Genomic DNA, 14315 nt, shown 5'->3' on the forward strand with positions numbered 1-14315 from the left:
GTTTGGCTAACGAGCGAATTAGAAACGGTAATTGATCTTACCGTAAATAAAGCGGCCGCGAGGGTTGTGCACTTTAGAGGCATAGCCATAAAGATCGGCATCACCATCACCAATCGCAAATGGCGGATCCTTATCCAGCGCATTGTTCATCCCCAGCATCAGAGTGGTATTGCTGTTCAGACTGTAACGCCCCTGAATATCCAGCAATGCCTGGGCACTAACGGTGCGGGTTTTGGTGCTCATCACTTCGGCCGGAGGTGCATAATCTTCAAAGGCACCTACATAGTTCAGGCTGGTCACCAGACCCCAATCACCGTAGCTCCAGTCGGCAGTCGCTAACCAGCGATGCTGCGGATAGTTGTACTCGCCGGCGTACTCGATACCGTTCTTCTTAAATGAATCGGTGTAGGAGTAGTCCAGGCTAAGCCGCAAGGCACCATACTGCTGCAGATTGAAGCGGTAAGCCGTTGACAGATCCAAGCCCCGCGCTTCCTGCGAGCTGATATTAATGTAGCTATTGAAGATCCGGGACAGCTCTCCCAGCGTTTGACCCGGCAAAGGCGCTAACCGCACACAGAGCGTACTGTTTTGACGGTTACACTCCGCAGCGTACACGTTTTCATAGTCGTTTTTGTCGATCTTGTTATCCTGAGTGATGCTCCACACATCCGCACTGATATCAAACTGATCAGTGACCTGCCAGACAAAGCCGATATTAAAGGTCTCGGACTCTTCCGGTTGTAAGCCCTCACCGCCGACAAAGACGATGGTATAGTCAGTTGCGGCACAAGCCGGATTACTGGCATCAGGGGTAGGGCAACGGAAAGTATCAGTAAAGAATACCGACTCCTGCGACGGCCCTAAACCAATCTGGGCCAGTGATGGCGCCCGGAAACCCTGACCATAGGATGCCCGCACAGTAAAGTTATCCTGCGGCCGCCACTTGATACTAACCTGGGGGTTAGTGGTCGAACCAAAATCACTGTAATCATCATAGCGGCCAGCCAGGGTTAACTCTAACTGGTCGCTCAGTGGTACCAGAAACTCGATATAGGCGGCATACTGATCGCGCTCAGCCTGAGCAGATACCGATTCGGTACCAAAAATCAAACCACGCTGGAACTGATCATCCGGCTGGTCAAAGGCATCTTCTTTGCGGTATTCCGCACCGGCTGCGAACGACACCACCTGATCACCCAGCTTAAACGCATCACCGCTGATACTGGCATCAAAGGCGGTCAGGTGTGACTCGCCGCGACGCACCAGACTGGTGGTAATCGCATCAATCACTTCCGGAGAGTTTCTGAAACCGCCAAAGGGGTTATAACGACCAAGGTTGATCTGCTGCTGTAAAAAGTCGGTTCTTACCCAGCCCTGCGACTTGCTGCCGGTTTGCATCGACTCGCTGCGGCCTTTTTGCGCTGAAATATCCCAATCCAATTCATTAAATTGGCCTTTTACACCCAATACCAGGCGTAATGAGTCAGACTCGATATCCCAGATACGGGGGCCGGCATCAACGGTTCTGAAGCGGTTAATTCTGATATCAGTGCCAAAAGGATTGTTGGGATGAGTACCTGGTACAGTCAGACCAGCATCACCATCGAGCGGCGTTGCCGCCCCCTGCGCCTTGGACCGGTTATGCTGCACCGACAGCTCGGCATAAGCCTGAGTATTGGCACCGAGGTTCTGGCTGGCCATTAATACCGCGCCTACGCGCTCTGCCGGGGTGGCGGCCATAATAAAGGGGCCATAATCAAAAACACAGGTCTGGCCAAAAGCCTGATCTGCCGGACAGCCCGGGTCGATACGGGTGACACCGTTGACAATAAAGTTACCCGGATAGCCACGCGATGAACGTAAATCATTACCGCCATAAGGTGCCTGATTGGCAGTACCAAAGCGGCCCATCTCCGAGCCCAGAATAGTAGTGTTCTTAAAGTAATCCAGAATCAGCGTGGCGCTGGCCTCTTTACCCTGAGTACCCCAAACCATGCTGGCCGACGTTTCATCATAGGAAGGCCCTGTAGTACCGCCGTGACTAAAGGAGATTTCGGTGCCTTCAAAATCTTTACGCAATATCACGTTGACCACGCCGGCAACGGCATCAGAGCCATACACGGCAGAAGCGCCATCTTTCAGGATTTCCACCCGTTCAATGGCCGCTACCGGAATACTATTAATATCGACAAAGGAATTGGCAATATTTTCGGCAAAGGCACTTACTGCAACCCGCCGACCATTGATCAACACCAAGGTAGCATCAGCACCAAAGCCGCGCAAACTGATGGCCGCGCCGCCATTGGCGGTGGAGTCCTGATTATTACCGCGGGTAGAAAACGTGCCCACACCAGCTACCGGCGTCCGCTCCAGCAGCTGTTGCAGATTAGAAAAACCAGACTTGGAAATGGCATCACGGTCAATCACCGTGATCGGTACGGCGCCTTCCAGATCATTACGCTTGATCCGGGAGCCGGTTACTTCAATACGTTCAACTTGTTGCAGGTCGGAGCTTTCAGTATTTTGTTGTTGTGCGATGGAATCGAGCGGTAAAAGCAGGGAGGCCGTCGCCACAGCGCACAGTGAGAGTTTAAATGGAATGTTCATGGATGTCCTTTTCTTATGTTTATTTACATGGCTACACTTTAGCCAATTAAAAATTAGCATATGGGCAACATGACAACAAGAACACCATAGGAGTGAAACTACAAATAACTGATAAAAAACGAAAATAGCAAGACAGGCAAATAGTAGCAAAGCATTATCGCTATAACCATCTCCTTACATTATGTAAATAAACCTGATAATCCTTGCCAAACTTCTGCTGTAAAAAACGCTCCTCGGGTTTTATCTGAAACTGATTTAAGTAAAGTACAAACAGCGGTAACAAAGCCAAAGCCAGTAGGCTCTGCAAATAACAGGCAAAGGCAGCCAACAACAATAAAAACCCCAGATACATTGGGTTACGGCTATAGCGGTATATGCCCACTAGCACCAGACTGGAGCTTTGTTGCGGCACCCGCGGATCCACTGTGGTTTTAGCACGCCGAAACGCCAATACCCCGGCCAATGCCACCGCTATGCCGGTTACTGCCAGACAAAGTGCCAACACAGTGGTATATAGTGCTAGTTGCGTAGAGAGCGGCGCCGTAAGTGGTGCCAACAGCCACATCCCAAGCGCAAATAACAACATTAAAAGCAGCGGTGGGATTTTAAGTTCTAAAAATGACATAGTTGGCTCCCTGTAGCGATAACGTGTAACCTTTATGTCAACAGATGCTGAGTAACGGCATGTGCGGTGTAATAAAGTGGGTACACCAGATGTTGCTGTTCCAGCGCTGAAGAGCCCTGAGCTCCCGTTAATTTGATCGTTTTTAGCGGCTGGCATTTTTCAATAAAGGATTGCAGCGATCGGGCACGGGTGCGCTTACCGCTTTTCACTTCCAACGGAACAATATTGCCTGTCGCATCAGTTAGAATAAATTCAATTTTCGCTCTGGCATCATGCCAGGAAAAACATGGATCGATCCCCAGCGCAGCCAACTCCTGCTGTACAAAATTTTCTGCAATATAGCCTTTATACTCAAAATTCTGCTGCTTAAGCTCCAGATAACTTACACCAAGCATGTGGTTTAGCAGACCGACATCAAACAGAAACAGCTTTACCATATTATCCTTTTTATAAGCAGCCAGCGGGCTGCGGGGCAACCCTTCAAGCGGATAATTTTTTAATACCAGACGGCATTTTTCCAGCCAGGCAATGCCGGTTTCCAGATCCTGATAACGTGATTTTCGCGCATAAACATCTTTAAATTTAAAGCGCTTAACCGACTCATCTACCACAGCTGCCAGCTGTGACGGTACAGCCGTAAAAATAGCTTCTATCAGCGCCGCATCGGTTTTACCGGCATATTTACCAAAATCCCGACGATAACCAGCCAGCAGATCCGCCTGTACTTTTGCAACCGCTTTAACCCGCTGCAAGATGCTCTGATCAACCAATTTAAACCACAGGCTCACCGCCTCCGGCATACCACCAGTAAAGTAATAATCAGTTAACTTATCAAACAATCTGCTGTGCGCAGCAGCGGAGTTTTGCGCTGCGTCATACACCTTTAGTAAAGCCCGCTCATTGGCGGCCAACAAAAACTCGCGAAAGGTTAAAGGGCGTAAATTGTATTGTTCCACCTTACCCACCGGGAAAGTATTCAGCAAACCAATATTAGAGCCACTGGCAGCAATAAACGCCTGCGGGGTTTGCTCGGCAAAGTACTTTAGGGCGGTAACGGCACGCGGGCATTCACCAATTTCATCGAGGATTAATAAGTCGGTTTGCAGATTAAACGGCTGGCCTGTTAACAGCTCTATATTGGTCAGTACATCTTGCGGTACTAAAGAGCCGGCAAAGGCATCAGCCATCTGTGGCGATTCCAGAAAATCGATACGCAGTACTCTAGGGAAATGCTGACCAAACAGAGTTTGCAGTAAGTAGGTTTTACCGGTCTGCCGGGCGCCGTCAATTAGCAGCGGCTTGCGTTCCGGCAAGGCTTTCCAGTTTAGTAAGGTAGTCAGTAACTCACGTTGCATGGCAGGCTCCAGCAAGGGAAACAGCAACAACACTACACTTTTATGCGCATAAAAACAAACAAATCAACATTTTTACGCGCATAAAAGTGTAAAAAATTGCGTTTTTGTGCGCGTAAAAGTGAAGATATTAATGCTCAATATTGGCAAATGTTGATAAGGACGAAGATAGTTTTTTAGTTTTAACTCAAAAGCTCCGTTAGCCCACATCCTAACAAGTACGAATAAACGCCATCATAATATGATGGCGAACGTGTTGAATCTGAACTGTCGCCCTTTGGTACAAAAATGACCATTCCTTCTCGAGCACGAGTAAGCAGAACTCGGTAGGCATTTTCTAAATATCTTTGGCTTTCTCTTTTGTGCCTAACCTGCCAATCTGTTCCCTTAAACTGCCAGTGTTGAAATTTTCCGTTTACGAACCTCAAATCTGCATCCCATGCAACGAGCGCCCAATCCAACTCTAATCCTTGCACATCAAATTCTGTTGCCGCATCCTCTAAGAAATTACTCGAACGAATATCATTTCCTGCTGCTAGAAACCACTTCTCAGGTTCAATGGTGTTTTTTACAAATACTCCCTCTGCTTTTAATCTAATACCGTTCGAGGATGCTAGGAGCCCACTGCGCCTGTTAGCCAAAGTTTTCTTTTTGATCCAATCTTTTGCCGTTGATATGTCCCGTGTCAGAGTTATCGGGAATAAGTTTTTGATCTCTGAATAAGTAAGTGCAGCAGCTGCTACGTCTCCTGCTATAAGATAATGAATAAAAGATGAGAGTTTTTCCGCTCGAAACGAACGCATCGAAGTCGCGAGATGAAGGCTAGGCTCTTGGTTAAAATTTTCAATTGATTTGAAATCAATACCGTACCGTACATACTCACCAGATAACAAATTAGGGGAACAGTATACCAACCAATCTTTGAAGGTCTGTCTAACCGCGTCAAACCAACCCTCAATACCAGCTTCACCTACATTAATTTCTTGACCACCGCCAATTAAAGCAACTATTACCGCCCAATCATCATGCCTATCCATAACTGACATCAGGAACTCCGGCTCAGACATTTTAAAATCAGATACTCCGCGTTTAGTCTGCATAAACTTGGACGTTTGTGTCATATCCCAAGCACGCTGAGCCTCGTCAAATATGACAACGTGCTCAGGCGGCTTAACATGATCTTTTAAGTAGTGGTCTCGAAATCTGTGAATGTTTTGAATAAAACTTTCCACTTTTCGACGTGCATCCTTTTTTGATAGGACGCTCGAAGCCTCAAAGTCAGGTTGTTTTCCCTGATTCTGATATAGGTCCAGAGCTAAAGCCTCTTGTAAAACTGCAACTAAAGGACCATTCCCGCTGAGAAAAACTGAATACTCATCATCTTCTGGTTTAGAGTGTTGATTCGCTATGTTTAAGCCTACTAATGTTTTTCCCGCTCCAGGTACCCCGGTAACAAAGCAAATAACTTTTTGCTTTGTTAATCGCGCTTGATGAATAAGCTTAAGTAATGTTGAGCTAGTTTCTGCGATATTCTGGCTGCCTGCTTCAGAACGCGTGATATCAACTACATTATGGTTCGCATACAATGCTTGAGCAGCTTCTACTATGGAGGGGGTCGGTTTATAGGAAGAACTAACCCAAGCGATATAGTCAATATCTGATAAAACTTGCTGCCTTAGAGCTTGCTCTAAAATCGAAGTCAGCTTTTCACCAGACGTACAAATAACGTTAGCCACTTGTTCATGATTAAACTCAATTGCAGATGGCTGCTCAATTGCTTTGGTACAAACCAAAACAGGAACGAGAAATTTATCATGGCTACCAGCATGGAAATGCTTTAAGTCCAGAGCATAGCCAGCAGTTTGCACGCGATCAGCATAAGTAAATTTGTCTGCACCAACTTTAAATTCAATAACAAAAATAACTCCGCCAATGATTAGTACGACGTCAGCTCTTCGTCCCATTCTGGGGATCATAAACTCAAATAGAATATATCCATCCACAAGAAATTCAGTAAGAGCCCGTTTCAGTATCTTGATCTGTTCAGACCACGCTTGCGTTTGAGTATTCAGTAAATTTTGACCGTGAGCAGCAGTAATAATGCCGATGATCGCGTTTTCATCTGAACTAAGGAACAAGTTTAGGGGAGCTGAGTAGTAAGCGCGGCTCATACTTCGAACTCCGGAATGCTAAATAGCTCTGAGGGATTTACACCCAGCGCATTAGCAATCTGTAGAATATTCTTCAGGCTTACATTACGTTTACCTCTCTCAATTCCACTGATATAAGTCCGGTCCAAATTTGCCAGCGCACCGAGATCTTCCTGACTGATCCCTTTGGCAAGACGGAGCTGTTTAACACGTAAGCCGAAGTACTGCTGAGCTTGCTGAAGCATGACGTTGTCCATTTACCATTTGGATTAACATCGTCATGCTATGTGACTTATAATGCTACGGACTATAAGTCACATTTTGAGATTGGAATGAAACTAGGCGCTGATAAAGAAAGCTATTTTGAACAATTAAGCCAAAAACTGGAGCAAAGCTACTGTATTAATTTTGATGATACCGGCTACTCAGAAGCAGAATGGCTACAACGATTTGGTGATCTAGCTGTCGACGAAGCAATAGCCGAATACGCACAAAAATATGATTTAACTGCTAAGTCTGAATTACTTACATCCTCTTTTAACTATAAAAAGACTTTATAAACATGAGATTTTACTGGCAAACTACTCCGCCAAATACCGCTTTAACGTCTCCACCCGCTTGGGGCGGTTAAACAGACCATATAGTTCCAGCCAGTCGCTGGCGGGCATAAAGCAGATCTGGTTTTGCCAGTAGCAGCGTTCCGGGTGGAATGTCCATTCGATTAGCTTGCCTTGCTGTAGCACCGCAATGCCGGCCATCAGTTCAATATCACGCTGACCCGGCTGGCTAAAACGGGCAAAGTGGCGGGTAACAAAGTCGGGGTTAAAGGTTACGGCTTCTGGTGAATAATGCTGAGCTAACAGCTGGCAAATGGCGTCGAAATCCTGCTCGCGGCAAACCACGTCGATATCGCCCGGGTTCGCCTCCAGCCCCAATTGCCAGAGCAAACAACTACCACCAATACCAAAGGGGTAGGGTTGCAGTAAAGTCGAAAGCTGCTGTAACTGCGCAGACAGGTTCATTAAAACGTCTCCAACTGCCGAATCAGGCTAACCAGATAATCAATTTTCTCATTATTAAGCTGCCGGTAGTCAAAATACGGGCAAACCAACAGCCGTTGCCGCTTATCAATAGCAAATTCGGCAGTTAGCCACTGCAACTGTGCTGCTAATCCCTGTTCCAGCAGCGCTTTGGCAAAGGTGCGGCCGGCAATAATATGGATGCGATCTATTACCGGCTCAAGCTGTGGTGCGGAAAATAATAGCGCAGTATCACTACCGTTTTGTAACAGCCGGCTATCGCGATAATCTTGCCAGCTGGCGGCATGCTGGTGGAATGTAAACAACGGCGTTTGCGGCAGCGCAAACAGCAGCTTGGCATAAACATTAAACACCTTGCGCCAGCCATTGCCGCAGGCCTGATTGATCAGCGCGATTTCGCCGCGGCATAGCGGCTGAATCTGGGCCAGAGCCTGATATTCCAGCATGGGTGGTCGGTTCGCGACATAAACACAAAAGCGGGCATCGGGATCACCCAGGCCATACTGGCTTGTTGTCTGTATTTGATTGGGCTTGCTCACCATTGGCTGTCTGATATCCGGCGTTACAACGGCCGGCAGTATAGCAAAATCCCTAAGGCCCTATGACAGACTTTTCCAATACACATCAGATATCAAGCGGCCGGATCATAAAGCCAGTAGCAATACCACCAGGTGGCATTTCCGACTAAAACGCCGCATGCTGCGGCAAAACGGCTTGGGCCAGTCCGCACTTGTGCTAACATCGCTGCGACAATAAAAAACAACCGGAGTCCAAGATGAAAAAACTACAGCAACTCTGGCTGTTACTTCTGTGGCTACCGCTGGCGGCACTGGCCAGCAGCGAACAGGATAACAGCTTAAGTGTCGAGCGGATGTGGCAACTGGAGCGCATAGGCAGCCCGGTAGCCTCCGCGGACGGTAAGTTTATCGTTGCCCCTGTTACCCGCTTTGATGTGAAAGCCGATCAGGGCCATACCCGTCTATGGTTATTTGACGACAAAGGCCAGCAGCGGCCACTGACAGTGGACGGTATGCGCGCCAGCGAAGCAACTTTTTCGCCGGATTGCAAAACCCTGGCCTTTATCAGCCAGCGTAATAAAGATGAAGCCGGCCAGATTTACCTGCTGCCATTAACCACACCGGGTGAAGCCCAGCGCTTAACCGAAGTGCCAACCGGGGTTTATGGCATTAAATGGGTAGGTGAGCATCTGTATTTTATCAGCCGCGTTTGGCCGGGTAAAAACTGGGAAGAGATGGCGGCAGAGTTAAAAGCCAACAAAGACAAAAAAGTCTCGGCCTGGCAGTGGAACGCCTTACCCTATTCCCATTTCGATCACTGGATTGACGAAAACCGCCAGGCTCATGTGTTCCGTATTCCGGCCAAAGGCGGTACTGTTGAGCCGGTAACCCAGAAATTTGGTCTGGAACTGCCTCGCTCCAGCCAGAGCGCCAGCAGCTACGACGTGCACCCGCAAGAGCGCTTTATCGCCTTTAATGCTAACGGTTCAGATAATACCGTTGATCCAAAAATTGATATTTTCTTAGCGGCTATTGGCAGCGATAAAGCAGAAAATATCACCCCGGATAATCAAGCACCGGACAGCAACCCAAGCTTTAGCCCGGATGGCAAAAGCTTAGCCTTTAGCCGGCAGAAAATTCAGGGTTTTTATGGCGATACCGCCCGGCTGATGATTTATGATCTGGCAGCGAAAACCACGCGCGAACTGACGGGCAACTGGGATCGTTCAGTTAGCAACTTTGTCTGGAGCAACGATAGCCGTAGCTTCTTCGCCAGCATTGATGACGCCGGCACCAGCCGCCTGTATCAAATTGATGCCCGCAGCGGTAAAGAAAGAGCCATTACCAAAGACACCAGCTTTAACAGCCCGGCCCTGGCTGGCAATAACGTGCTGGTAGCCACCAACGAAAGCTTTATGTTCCCGGCACGGCTGGTCAAAGTGGATATCCGTAACGGTCGCACTACCCGTCTGGACAGCTTTAATGATGAGTTGCTGGCAAAAACCGAGCTGGGTAGTTACGAGTCGGTTACCTATAAGGGTGCTGATGGTAATGACATCCAGATGTGGGTACATTACCCGGCCGGTTTTGATAAATCGAAAAAGTATCCGTTATTCCTGCTGATCCATGGCGGCCCACACAATGCCATTACCGACAGCTTTAGCTACCGCTGGAATGCGCAAACCTTCGCGTCCTGGGGTTATGTCACCGCCTGGCCTAACTTCCACGGTTCCAGTGGCTTTGGCCAGGACTTTACCGATGCGATTAACCCGGACTGGCGCACCAAGCCTTTGGCTGATATTCAGGCCGCCACAGCCTGGTTCCAGAATCAGCCCTGGATTGACAGCGAGCGTATGGTGGCCGGTGGTGCCAGCTATGGCGGCTACTTAACGTCAATTCTGCTGGGTACCGAGCATCCGTTTAAAGCCCTGCTGATCCATGCCGCGGTATACAATATGTACTCGCAGATGGCCGCTGACTTTGCCGTGCATTCCACCCGCTTTGGCAACTACTGGGATAAGCCGGAGATCTATAAGAGCATTTCGCCACACTACTATGCCGGCAACTTTAATACCCCAACTCTGGTGATCCATGGTCAGCTAGACTACCGGGTTCCGGTTGGACAGGGCTTTGAATTATTCCGTACCCTGCAAAGCCGTGGTGTCGAGTCGCGGATGATTTATTTCCCGGACGAAAACCACTGGATCCTGAAGCCAAATAATTCGATTTATTGGTATAACCAGGTGAAAGACTGGATGACCCGCTTTGCCGAGCCGGGTGCCCGCTAAGGGTTAAATAACATTTTAAAACGCAGCGCAAGGCTGCGTTTTTTTATCCCGGAAAACCGCTTGTATTTCTGCCAACAGTGCATAACAATCAGGCAACTGAATCAGGAGAACGCTATGTTAAAACCTATACTCTGTGCCCTGGGCCTGGCTCTTGCCGCTAACGCGCTGGCTGAGAACACAGTCAGCTTTGGTGACACCGTCAACAAGCAACAAATCACCGCCGTTGCCAGTATTTTGGCTAAACCGGCAGCGTATCTGGAGCAACAGGTTACCGTAGTAGGCGAAGTCACCGGGGTTTGCACTAAACAACAGTGCTGGATGACGCTGGCCACCGCCGAAAATGAGCCGCGCTTTCGGATCAAGGTGCGGGATGGCGATATGGTGTTTCCGTTAAGCGCCAAGGGCAAAACCGCCTACGCCACTGGCACAGTTAAAGTCTGGCCACAGGGTGAAGGCAAGCCAGACGCGTATCAGCTGGTGCCAACCGCCGTTGAAATTGCCAGCGAATAAAATGACAAAGGCCAGCGTTACGCTGGCCTTTTGACTTGAACTGACTACAGGGTATTAGTCTTTACTCAGCAGGTATTCGACTAACTGCTGCATTTCCTGCTGCATATTACGCTGACTCAGGCTCTCATTCAGGATCTTATATTTACCATTCACCACCAGCATGGGCACACCGGTCAGCACGCGGCGTTCGCTCAGCTCCTGCTGCTCTTTCATCATCTGATTGACCGCACCACGCACGCCAAAGCTGCGCATGGCTTTATCATAGGTTTCGCCATCAATATCGTTAATCAGGACCAGATTACGGATATCGTCTTCGCTGCGGAACGGCACGCGGCTGCGGTGGATTTGGTTAAAAATGGCAGTGGATACCTGATCACCTTTACCCAGATTTTTTGCGACTACATAAGCACGTGCCAGCGCATTTTGAATTTCCGGTGAGGCAGCGCGAATAAAATCGACATGGAATTTTTTAAACTCTACCCCTGCCGGCAGAGACTGCGCCAGGCGCTGGGCAATAGGCTCAAAGGCGTAACAACCACCGCAGAAGAATGAGAAATATTCTTTTACTTCCGGCTTGGCGGTTTTCTGCTCAGCAATTACTTCATAGTGCTTACCGAGCTGGAAATTACTGGCAACGGCAGACAGGGGTAACAGCACAGCTGCCGCAGCAGCTACTAACCACTTTTTCATTCTAAAACCTCTGATTAATCGGGACTATTTGGTGCTTAGCTGCAAGCTTAACAAATTCTCAGTAGTCTGGCACCAGACTTAACGGTGGTTGTTGCAACAATGCCAACTGCTCTTTTAGTGCCAGGCATTGTTGTTCCCAGTATTTGTCTGTGGCAAACCACGGAAAGTTCATTACAAAGGCCTGATCCTGCCAGCGCTGCGCCAGCCAGGCCATATAATGGATCATCCGCATGGCCCGTAGTGGTTCGATCAGTTTCAGCTCGGCCCGGTCGAAATCACAGTATTGCTCATATTCCTCCAGCATCAGCTCCAGCGTATCACGCTGCTGTTGCCGGTCACCGTTTAACATCATCCACAGGTCCTGCATCGCCGGCCCGCTACGACAGTCATCCAGATCTACAAAGAACGGACTTTCCCCGTTGTAAAACAAATTACCGGCATGACAATCACCGTGTAAGCGGATCAGGGTTTTCGGTTGGTATTGCCGGCTGGCTTCAGCAATCACCTGCTGCAGCGCCGAATCAAAGGCCGGGCGTAAATAGGATGGGATCAAAGGCAGCGCCGCCAGTACCTGCTGACTATGCCGCAAATGGCTGTCGATGCTCAGCTGGGGGCGTGCCTGAAACACCTGTTGCCGGCCAACCTGATGCAGCCGGCCTAAAAAGCGCGCCAGTAATGCCAGCTGGTCGTCATTGTCGATCTCCAGGGTTCGGCCACCACGGCTTGGGAAAACCGCAAAATAAAAGCCCTGAAACGGCAACACACTCTCACCATCAAAGCACAATGGCGCCACCACCGGCACCTCATTAGCCTGCAATTCAAAAGCAAACTGATGCTCTTCCTGAATCTGCGCCAGACTCCAGCGCTGCGGGCGATAAAACTTCACCACATAGCGCGCGGCGCTGACCGCATTATCGCGATAAGCACTAAACTGATAGACACGGTTTTCATAGCTGTTCAGTGCCAGCAGGCCTGAACTAACGTCCAGGCCATAGTGGTGTAGCGCATCAAGAATCAGCTCCGGCTGCAGGGTAGAGAAATCAAATTGCTGCACTGGCTTAGCGACCACTGAAGAATTTATTACCCTGCTCGGCCCGCACCTCAGGCGCATCTTTGTGATGCACGCTAAAGGTCAGGTCCAGCACCGGGCGTTTCGCCTCATAAGGGTCCAGCGCCAGACTGACTACCACATTGCGACTCTCGCCACCGGCCAGTTCCACCTCGGTTGGCCCCAGCCATTGCAGGTTATCAATACCGGTTACCGTTAATACCAGAGTCTTCGGCTGTTGTGACTTATTGATAATACCCAGGGTATAGGTGTTTTCCACCAGCCCTTCCGGCGTTTCCCGGTACAAGGCGCCGCGATCACGGATAATATCCAGCTCCAGCGGGGAGCGGATTGCCAGATTCACCATAAAGGCACCGCATACCACCACCAACACCAGAAAATAACCAACCAGTTTTGGCCGTAACACCTTGGCCGGCCGGCCTTGCAGCGTATGTTCGGTGGTATAGCTGATCAGGCCTTTCGGATAGCCCATTTTCTCCATAGTATCGTCACAGGCATCGATACAGGCACCACAGTTAATGCACTCATATTGCAAGCCATTCCGAATATCGATGCCGGTTGGGCAAACATGTACACACAGGTTACAGTCGATACAGTCGCCCAGGCCTTTTTCCTTATAGTTCGCATCTTTTTTACTACGCGGGCCACGGTTCTCGCCACGGGCGGCATCATAGGTGACGGTGTAGGTATCTTTATCAAACATCGCCGATTGAAAGCGGGCATAGGGGCAAATGTGTGTACACATAATTTCCCGCATCCAGCCGGCGTTACCATAGGTACAAAGCGTAAAAAACAGCACCGATAAGGTAGCCCAGAAGCCGGCCTGCCAGGTAAAGAACTCAACAAACAGCGGACCGATAGGGGTAAAGTAGCCAACGAAAATTAACGCAGTGAATAAGGCAAATGCCAACCAGCAGAAGTGGGTTAATGCCTTGCGCCAGAACTTATTAAAGCTCATCGGTTCCTGATCCAGCTTCATGCGCTGGTTACGGGTACCCTGGATCTTTTCTTCAAACCACATAAAGATAAAGGTCCAGACCGTTTGCGGGCACATATAACCGCACCACACCCGACCATAGAAGGTTGTCACAAAGAACAGGGCGTAGGCGGCAATCATAAACAGCCAAGCCAGCAGGGTAAAATCCTGTGGCCAGAGCGTCAGGCCGAAGATATTGAATTTTTGCTCAAAGATATCCAGCAAAATTGCCTGGTGGCCATCGAACTGGATCCAGGGCAACACGAAAAACAACGCCATAAACACAAAACCAATATTGCGACGCAGGCTTTGGTGTAACCCCTTTACTGCCCGGACATAGATCCGATCCCGGGAAGCATACTTATTTGGATTGCCCTCGGGCGGGCGGTGAATTTTTACTCCGGTTGGAATATTTTTTACTTCAATTTTTTGCTCGTCCACCATCATTCCCCAGCTATGACTACCAGCCTGCTTAGTATATCAGTAACCC

General features: G+C 49.0%; 13 protein-coding genes. 3 read left to right on the forward strand and 10 right to left on the reverse strand.

Going from position 1 to position 14315, the window contains the following annotated elements:
* Positions 1-18 precede the first annotated feature (18 nt).
* The 5 genes from H1D31_RS16460 to H1D31_RS16480 form a co-directional block, all read right to left on the reverse strand.
* Positions 19-2607, reverse strand: coding sequence for a TonB-dependent receptor (locus H1D31_RS16460; protein ID WP_261259918.1), 2589 nt, complete (start codon positions 2605-2607; stop codon positions 19-21).
* 160 nt (positions 2608-2767) lie between these two features.
* Positions 2768-3232 carry a methyltransferase family protein gene (locus H1D31_RS16465; RefSeq protein ID WP_261259919.1) on the reverse strand — a complete coding sequence of 155 codons (465 nt, stop codon included), beginning with the start codon at positions 3230-3232 and terminating at the stop codon, positions 2768-2770.
* 32 nt (positions 3233-3264) lie between these two features.
* A complete protein-coding gene (locus tag H1D31_RS16470; RefSeq protein WP_261259921.1) occupies positions 3265-4587 on the reverse strand; it encodes an ATP-binding protein in 1323 nt (440 codons plus the stop codon).
* Between the two features lie 179 nt (positions 4588-4766).
* On the reverse strand, positions 4767-6755 hold the full coding sequence (locus H1D31_RS16475) for a DNA/RNA helicase domain-containing protein (RefSeq protein WP_261259923.1): 1989 nt from the start codon (positions 6753-6755) through the stop codon (positions 4767-4769).
* Entirely contained in the window at positions 6752-6979 is a 228-nt protein-coding gene (locus H1D31_RS16480) for a helix-turn-helix domain-containing protein (RefSeq protein ID WP_261259924.1), read from the reverse strand. The genes H1D31_RS16475 and H1D31_RS16480 overlap by 4 nt, the downstream gene beginning before the upstream one ends.
* Positions 6980-7066: 87 nt before the next feature.
* Here H1D31_RS16480 and H1D31_RS16485 point away from each other — a divergent pair, with 87 nt between their 5' ends.
* Entirely contained in the window at positions 7067-7294 is a 228-nt protein-coding gene (locus tag H1D31_RS16485; protein ID WP_261259925.1) for a hypothetical protein, read from the forward strand.
* 21 nt (positions 7295-7315) lie between these two features.
* Here the strand turns inward: H1D31_RS16485 and H1D31_RS16490 are convergent, their stop codons facing one another.
* Both H1D31_RS16490 and H1D31_RS16495 read right to left on the reverse strand, forming a co-directional pair.
* Positions 7316-7756 carry a hypothetical protein gene (locus tag H1D31_RS16490; protein ID WP_261259926.1) on the reverse strand — a complete coding sequence of 147 codons (441 nt, stop codon included), beginning with the start codon at positions 7754-7756 and terminating at the stop codon, positions 7316-7318.
* Entirely contained in the window at positions 7756-8316 is a 561-nt protein-coding gene (locus tag H1D31_RS16495; protein ID WP_261259927.1) for a DUF6942 family protein, read from the reverse strand. The genes H1D31_RS16490 and H1D31_RS16495 overlap by 1 nt, the downstream gene beginning before the upstream one ends.
* Positions 8317-8549: 233 nt before the next feature.
* Between H1D31_RS16495 and H1D31_RS16500 the strand changes: the two genes are divergently transcribed.
* The gene (locus tag H1D31_RS16500; protein WP_261259928.1) at positions 8550-10580 is read left to right on the forward strand and encodes a prolyl oligopeptidase family serine peptidase; all 2031 of its coding nucleotides are present in this window, start codon (positions 8550-8552) and stop codon (positions 10578-10580) included.
* A 114-nt stretch (positions 10581-10694) separates the two neighbouring features.
* Positions 10695-11090 (forward strand): DUF4920 domain-containing protein, encoded by a 396-nt coding sequence (locus H1D31_RS16505; RefSeq protein WP_261259929.1) that lies wholly within the window; start codon positions 10695-10697, stop codon positions 11088-11090.
* Between the two features lie 54 nt (positions 11091-11144).
* Here H1D31_RS16505 and H1D31_RS16510 read toward each other — a convergent pair whose 3' ends face one another.
* Genes H1D31_RS16510 through ccoG form a run of 3 tightly spaced genes read right to left on the reverse strand, consistent with a single transcriptional unit; the run spans position 11145 to position 14272 of the window.
* On the reverse strand, positions 11145-11780 hold the full coding sequence (locus H1D31_RS16510; RefSeq protein ID WP_261259930.1) for a thiol:disulfide interchange protein DsbA/DsbL: 636 nt from the start codon (positions 11778-11780) through the stop codon (positions 11145-11147).
* A gap of 58 nt (positions 11781-11838) precedes the next feature.
* Complete coding sequence (locus H1D31_RS16515) at positions 11839-12834, reverse strand: serine/threonine protein kinase (protein WP_261260107.1); 996 nt, start codon at positions 12832-12834, stop codon at positions 11839-11841.
* A 4-nt stretch (positions 12835-12838) separates the two neighbouring features.
* Positions 12839-14272, reverse strand: coding sequence for a cytochrome c oxidase accessory protein CcoG (gene ccoG / locus H1D31_RS16520; protein WP_008950438.1), 1434 nt, complete (start codon positions 14270-14272; stop codon positions 12839-12841).
* Between the last annotated feature and the right edge of the window lie 43 nt (positions 14273-14315).

This window comes from Alishewanella sp. BS5-314, assembly GCF_025377695.1.
In the GTDB taxonomy this organism is placed as follows: Bacteria; Pseudomonadota; Gammaproteobacteria; order Enterobacterales; family Alteromonadaceae; genus Alishewanella; species Alishewanella aestuarii.

Excerpts from the sequence above, each read along its gene's own strand:
- H1D31_RS16460 (WP_261259918.1), bottom strand. The coding sequence starts at position 2,607 with ATGAACATTCCATTTAAACTCTCACTGTGCGCTGTGGCGACGGCCTCC.
- H1D31_RS16465 (WP_261259919.1), bottom strand. The coding sequence starts at position 3,232 with ATGTCATTTTTAGAACTTAAAATCCCACCGCTGCTTTTAATGTTGTTA.
- H1D31_RS16470 (WP_261259921.1), bottom strand. The coding sequence starts at position 4,587 with ATGCAACGTGAGTTACTGACTACCTTACTAAACTGGAAAGCCTTGCCG.
- H1D31_RS16475 (WP_261259923.1), bottom strand. The coding sequence starts at position 6,755 with ATGAGCCGCGCTTACTACTCAGCTCCCCTAAACTTGTTCCTTAGTTCA.
- H1D31_RS16480 (WP_261259924.1), bottom strand. The coding sequence starts at position 6,979 with ATGCTTCAGCAAGCTCAGCAGTACTTCGGCTTACGTGTTAAACAGCTC.
- H1D31_RS16485 (WP_261259925.1), top strand. The coding sequence starts at position 7,067 with ATGAAACTAGGCGCTGATAAAGAAAGCTATTTTGAACAATTAAGCCAA.
- H1D31_RS16490 (WP_261259926.1), bottom strand. The coding sequence starts at position 7,756 with ATGAACCTGTCTGCGCAGTTACAGCAGCTTTCGACTTTACTGCAACCC.
- H1D31_RS16495 (WP_261259927.1), bottom strand. The coding sequence starts at position 8,316 with ATGGTGAGCAAGCCCAATCAAATACAGACAACAAGCCAGTATGGCCTG.
- H1D31_RS16500 (WP_261259928.1), top strand. The coding sequence starts at position 8,550 with ATGAAAAAACTACAGCAACTCTGGCTGTTACTTCTGTGGCTACCGCTG.
- H1D31_RS16505 (WP_261259929.1), top strand. The coding sequence starts at position 10,695 with ATGTTAAAACCTATACTCTGTGCCCTGGGCCTGGCTCTTGCCGCTAAC.
- H1D31_RS16510 (WP_261259930.1), bottom strand. The coding sequence starts at position 11,780 with ATGAAAAAGTGGTTAGTAGCTGCTGCGGCAGCTGTGCTGTTACCCCTG.
- ccoG (WP_008950438.1), bottom strand. The coding sequence starts at position 14,272 with ATGATGGTGGACGAGCAAAAAATTGAAGTAAAAAATATTCCAACCGGA.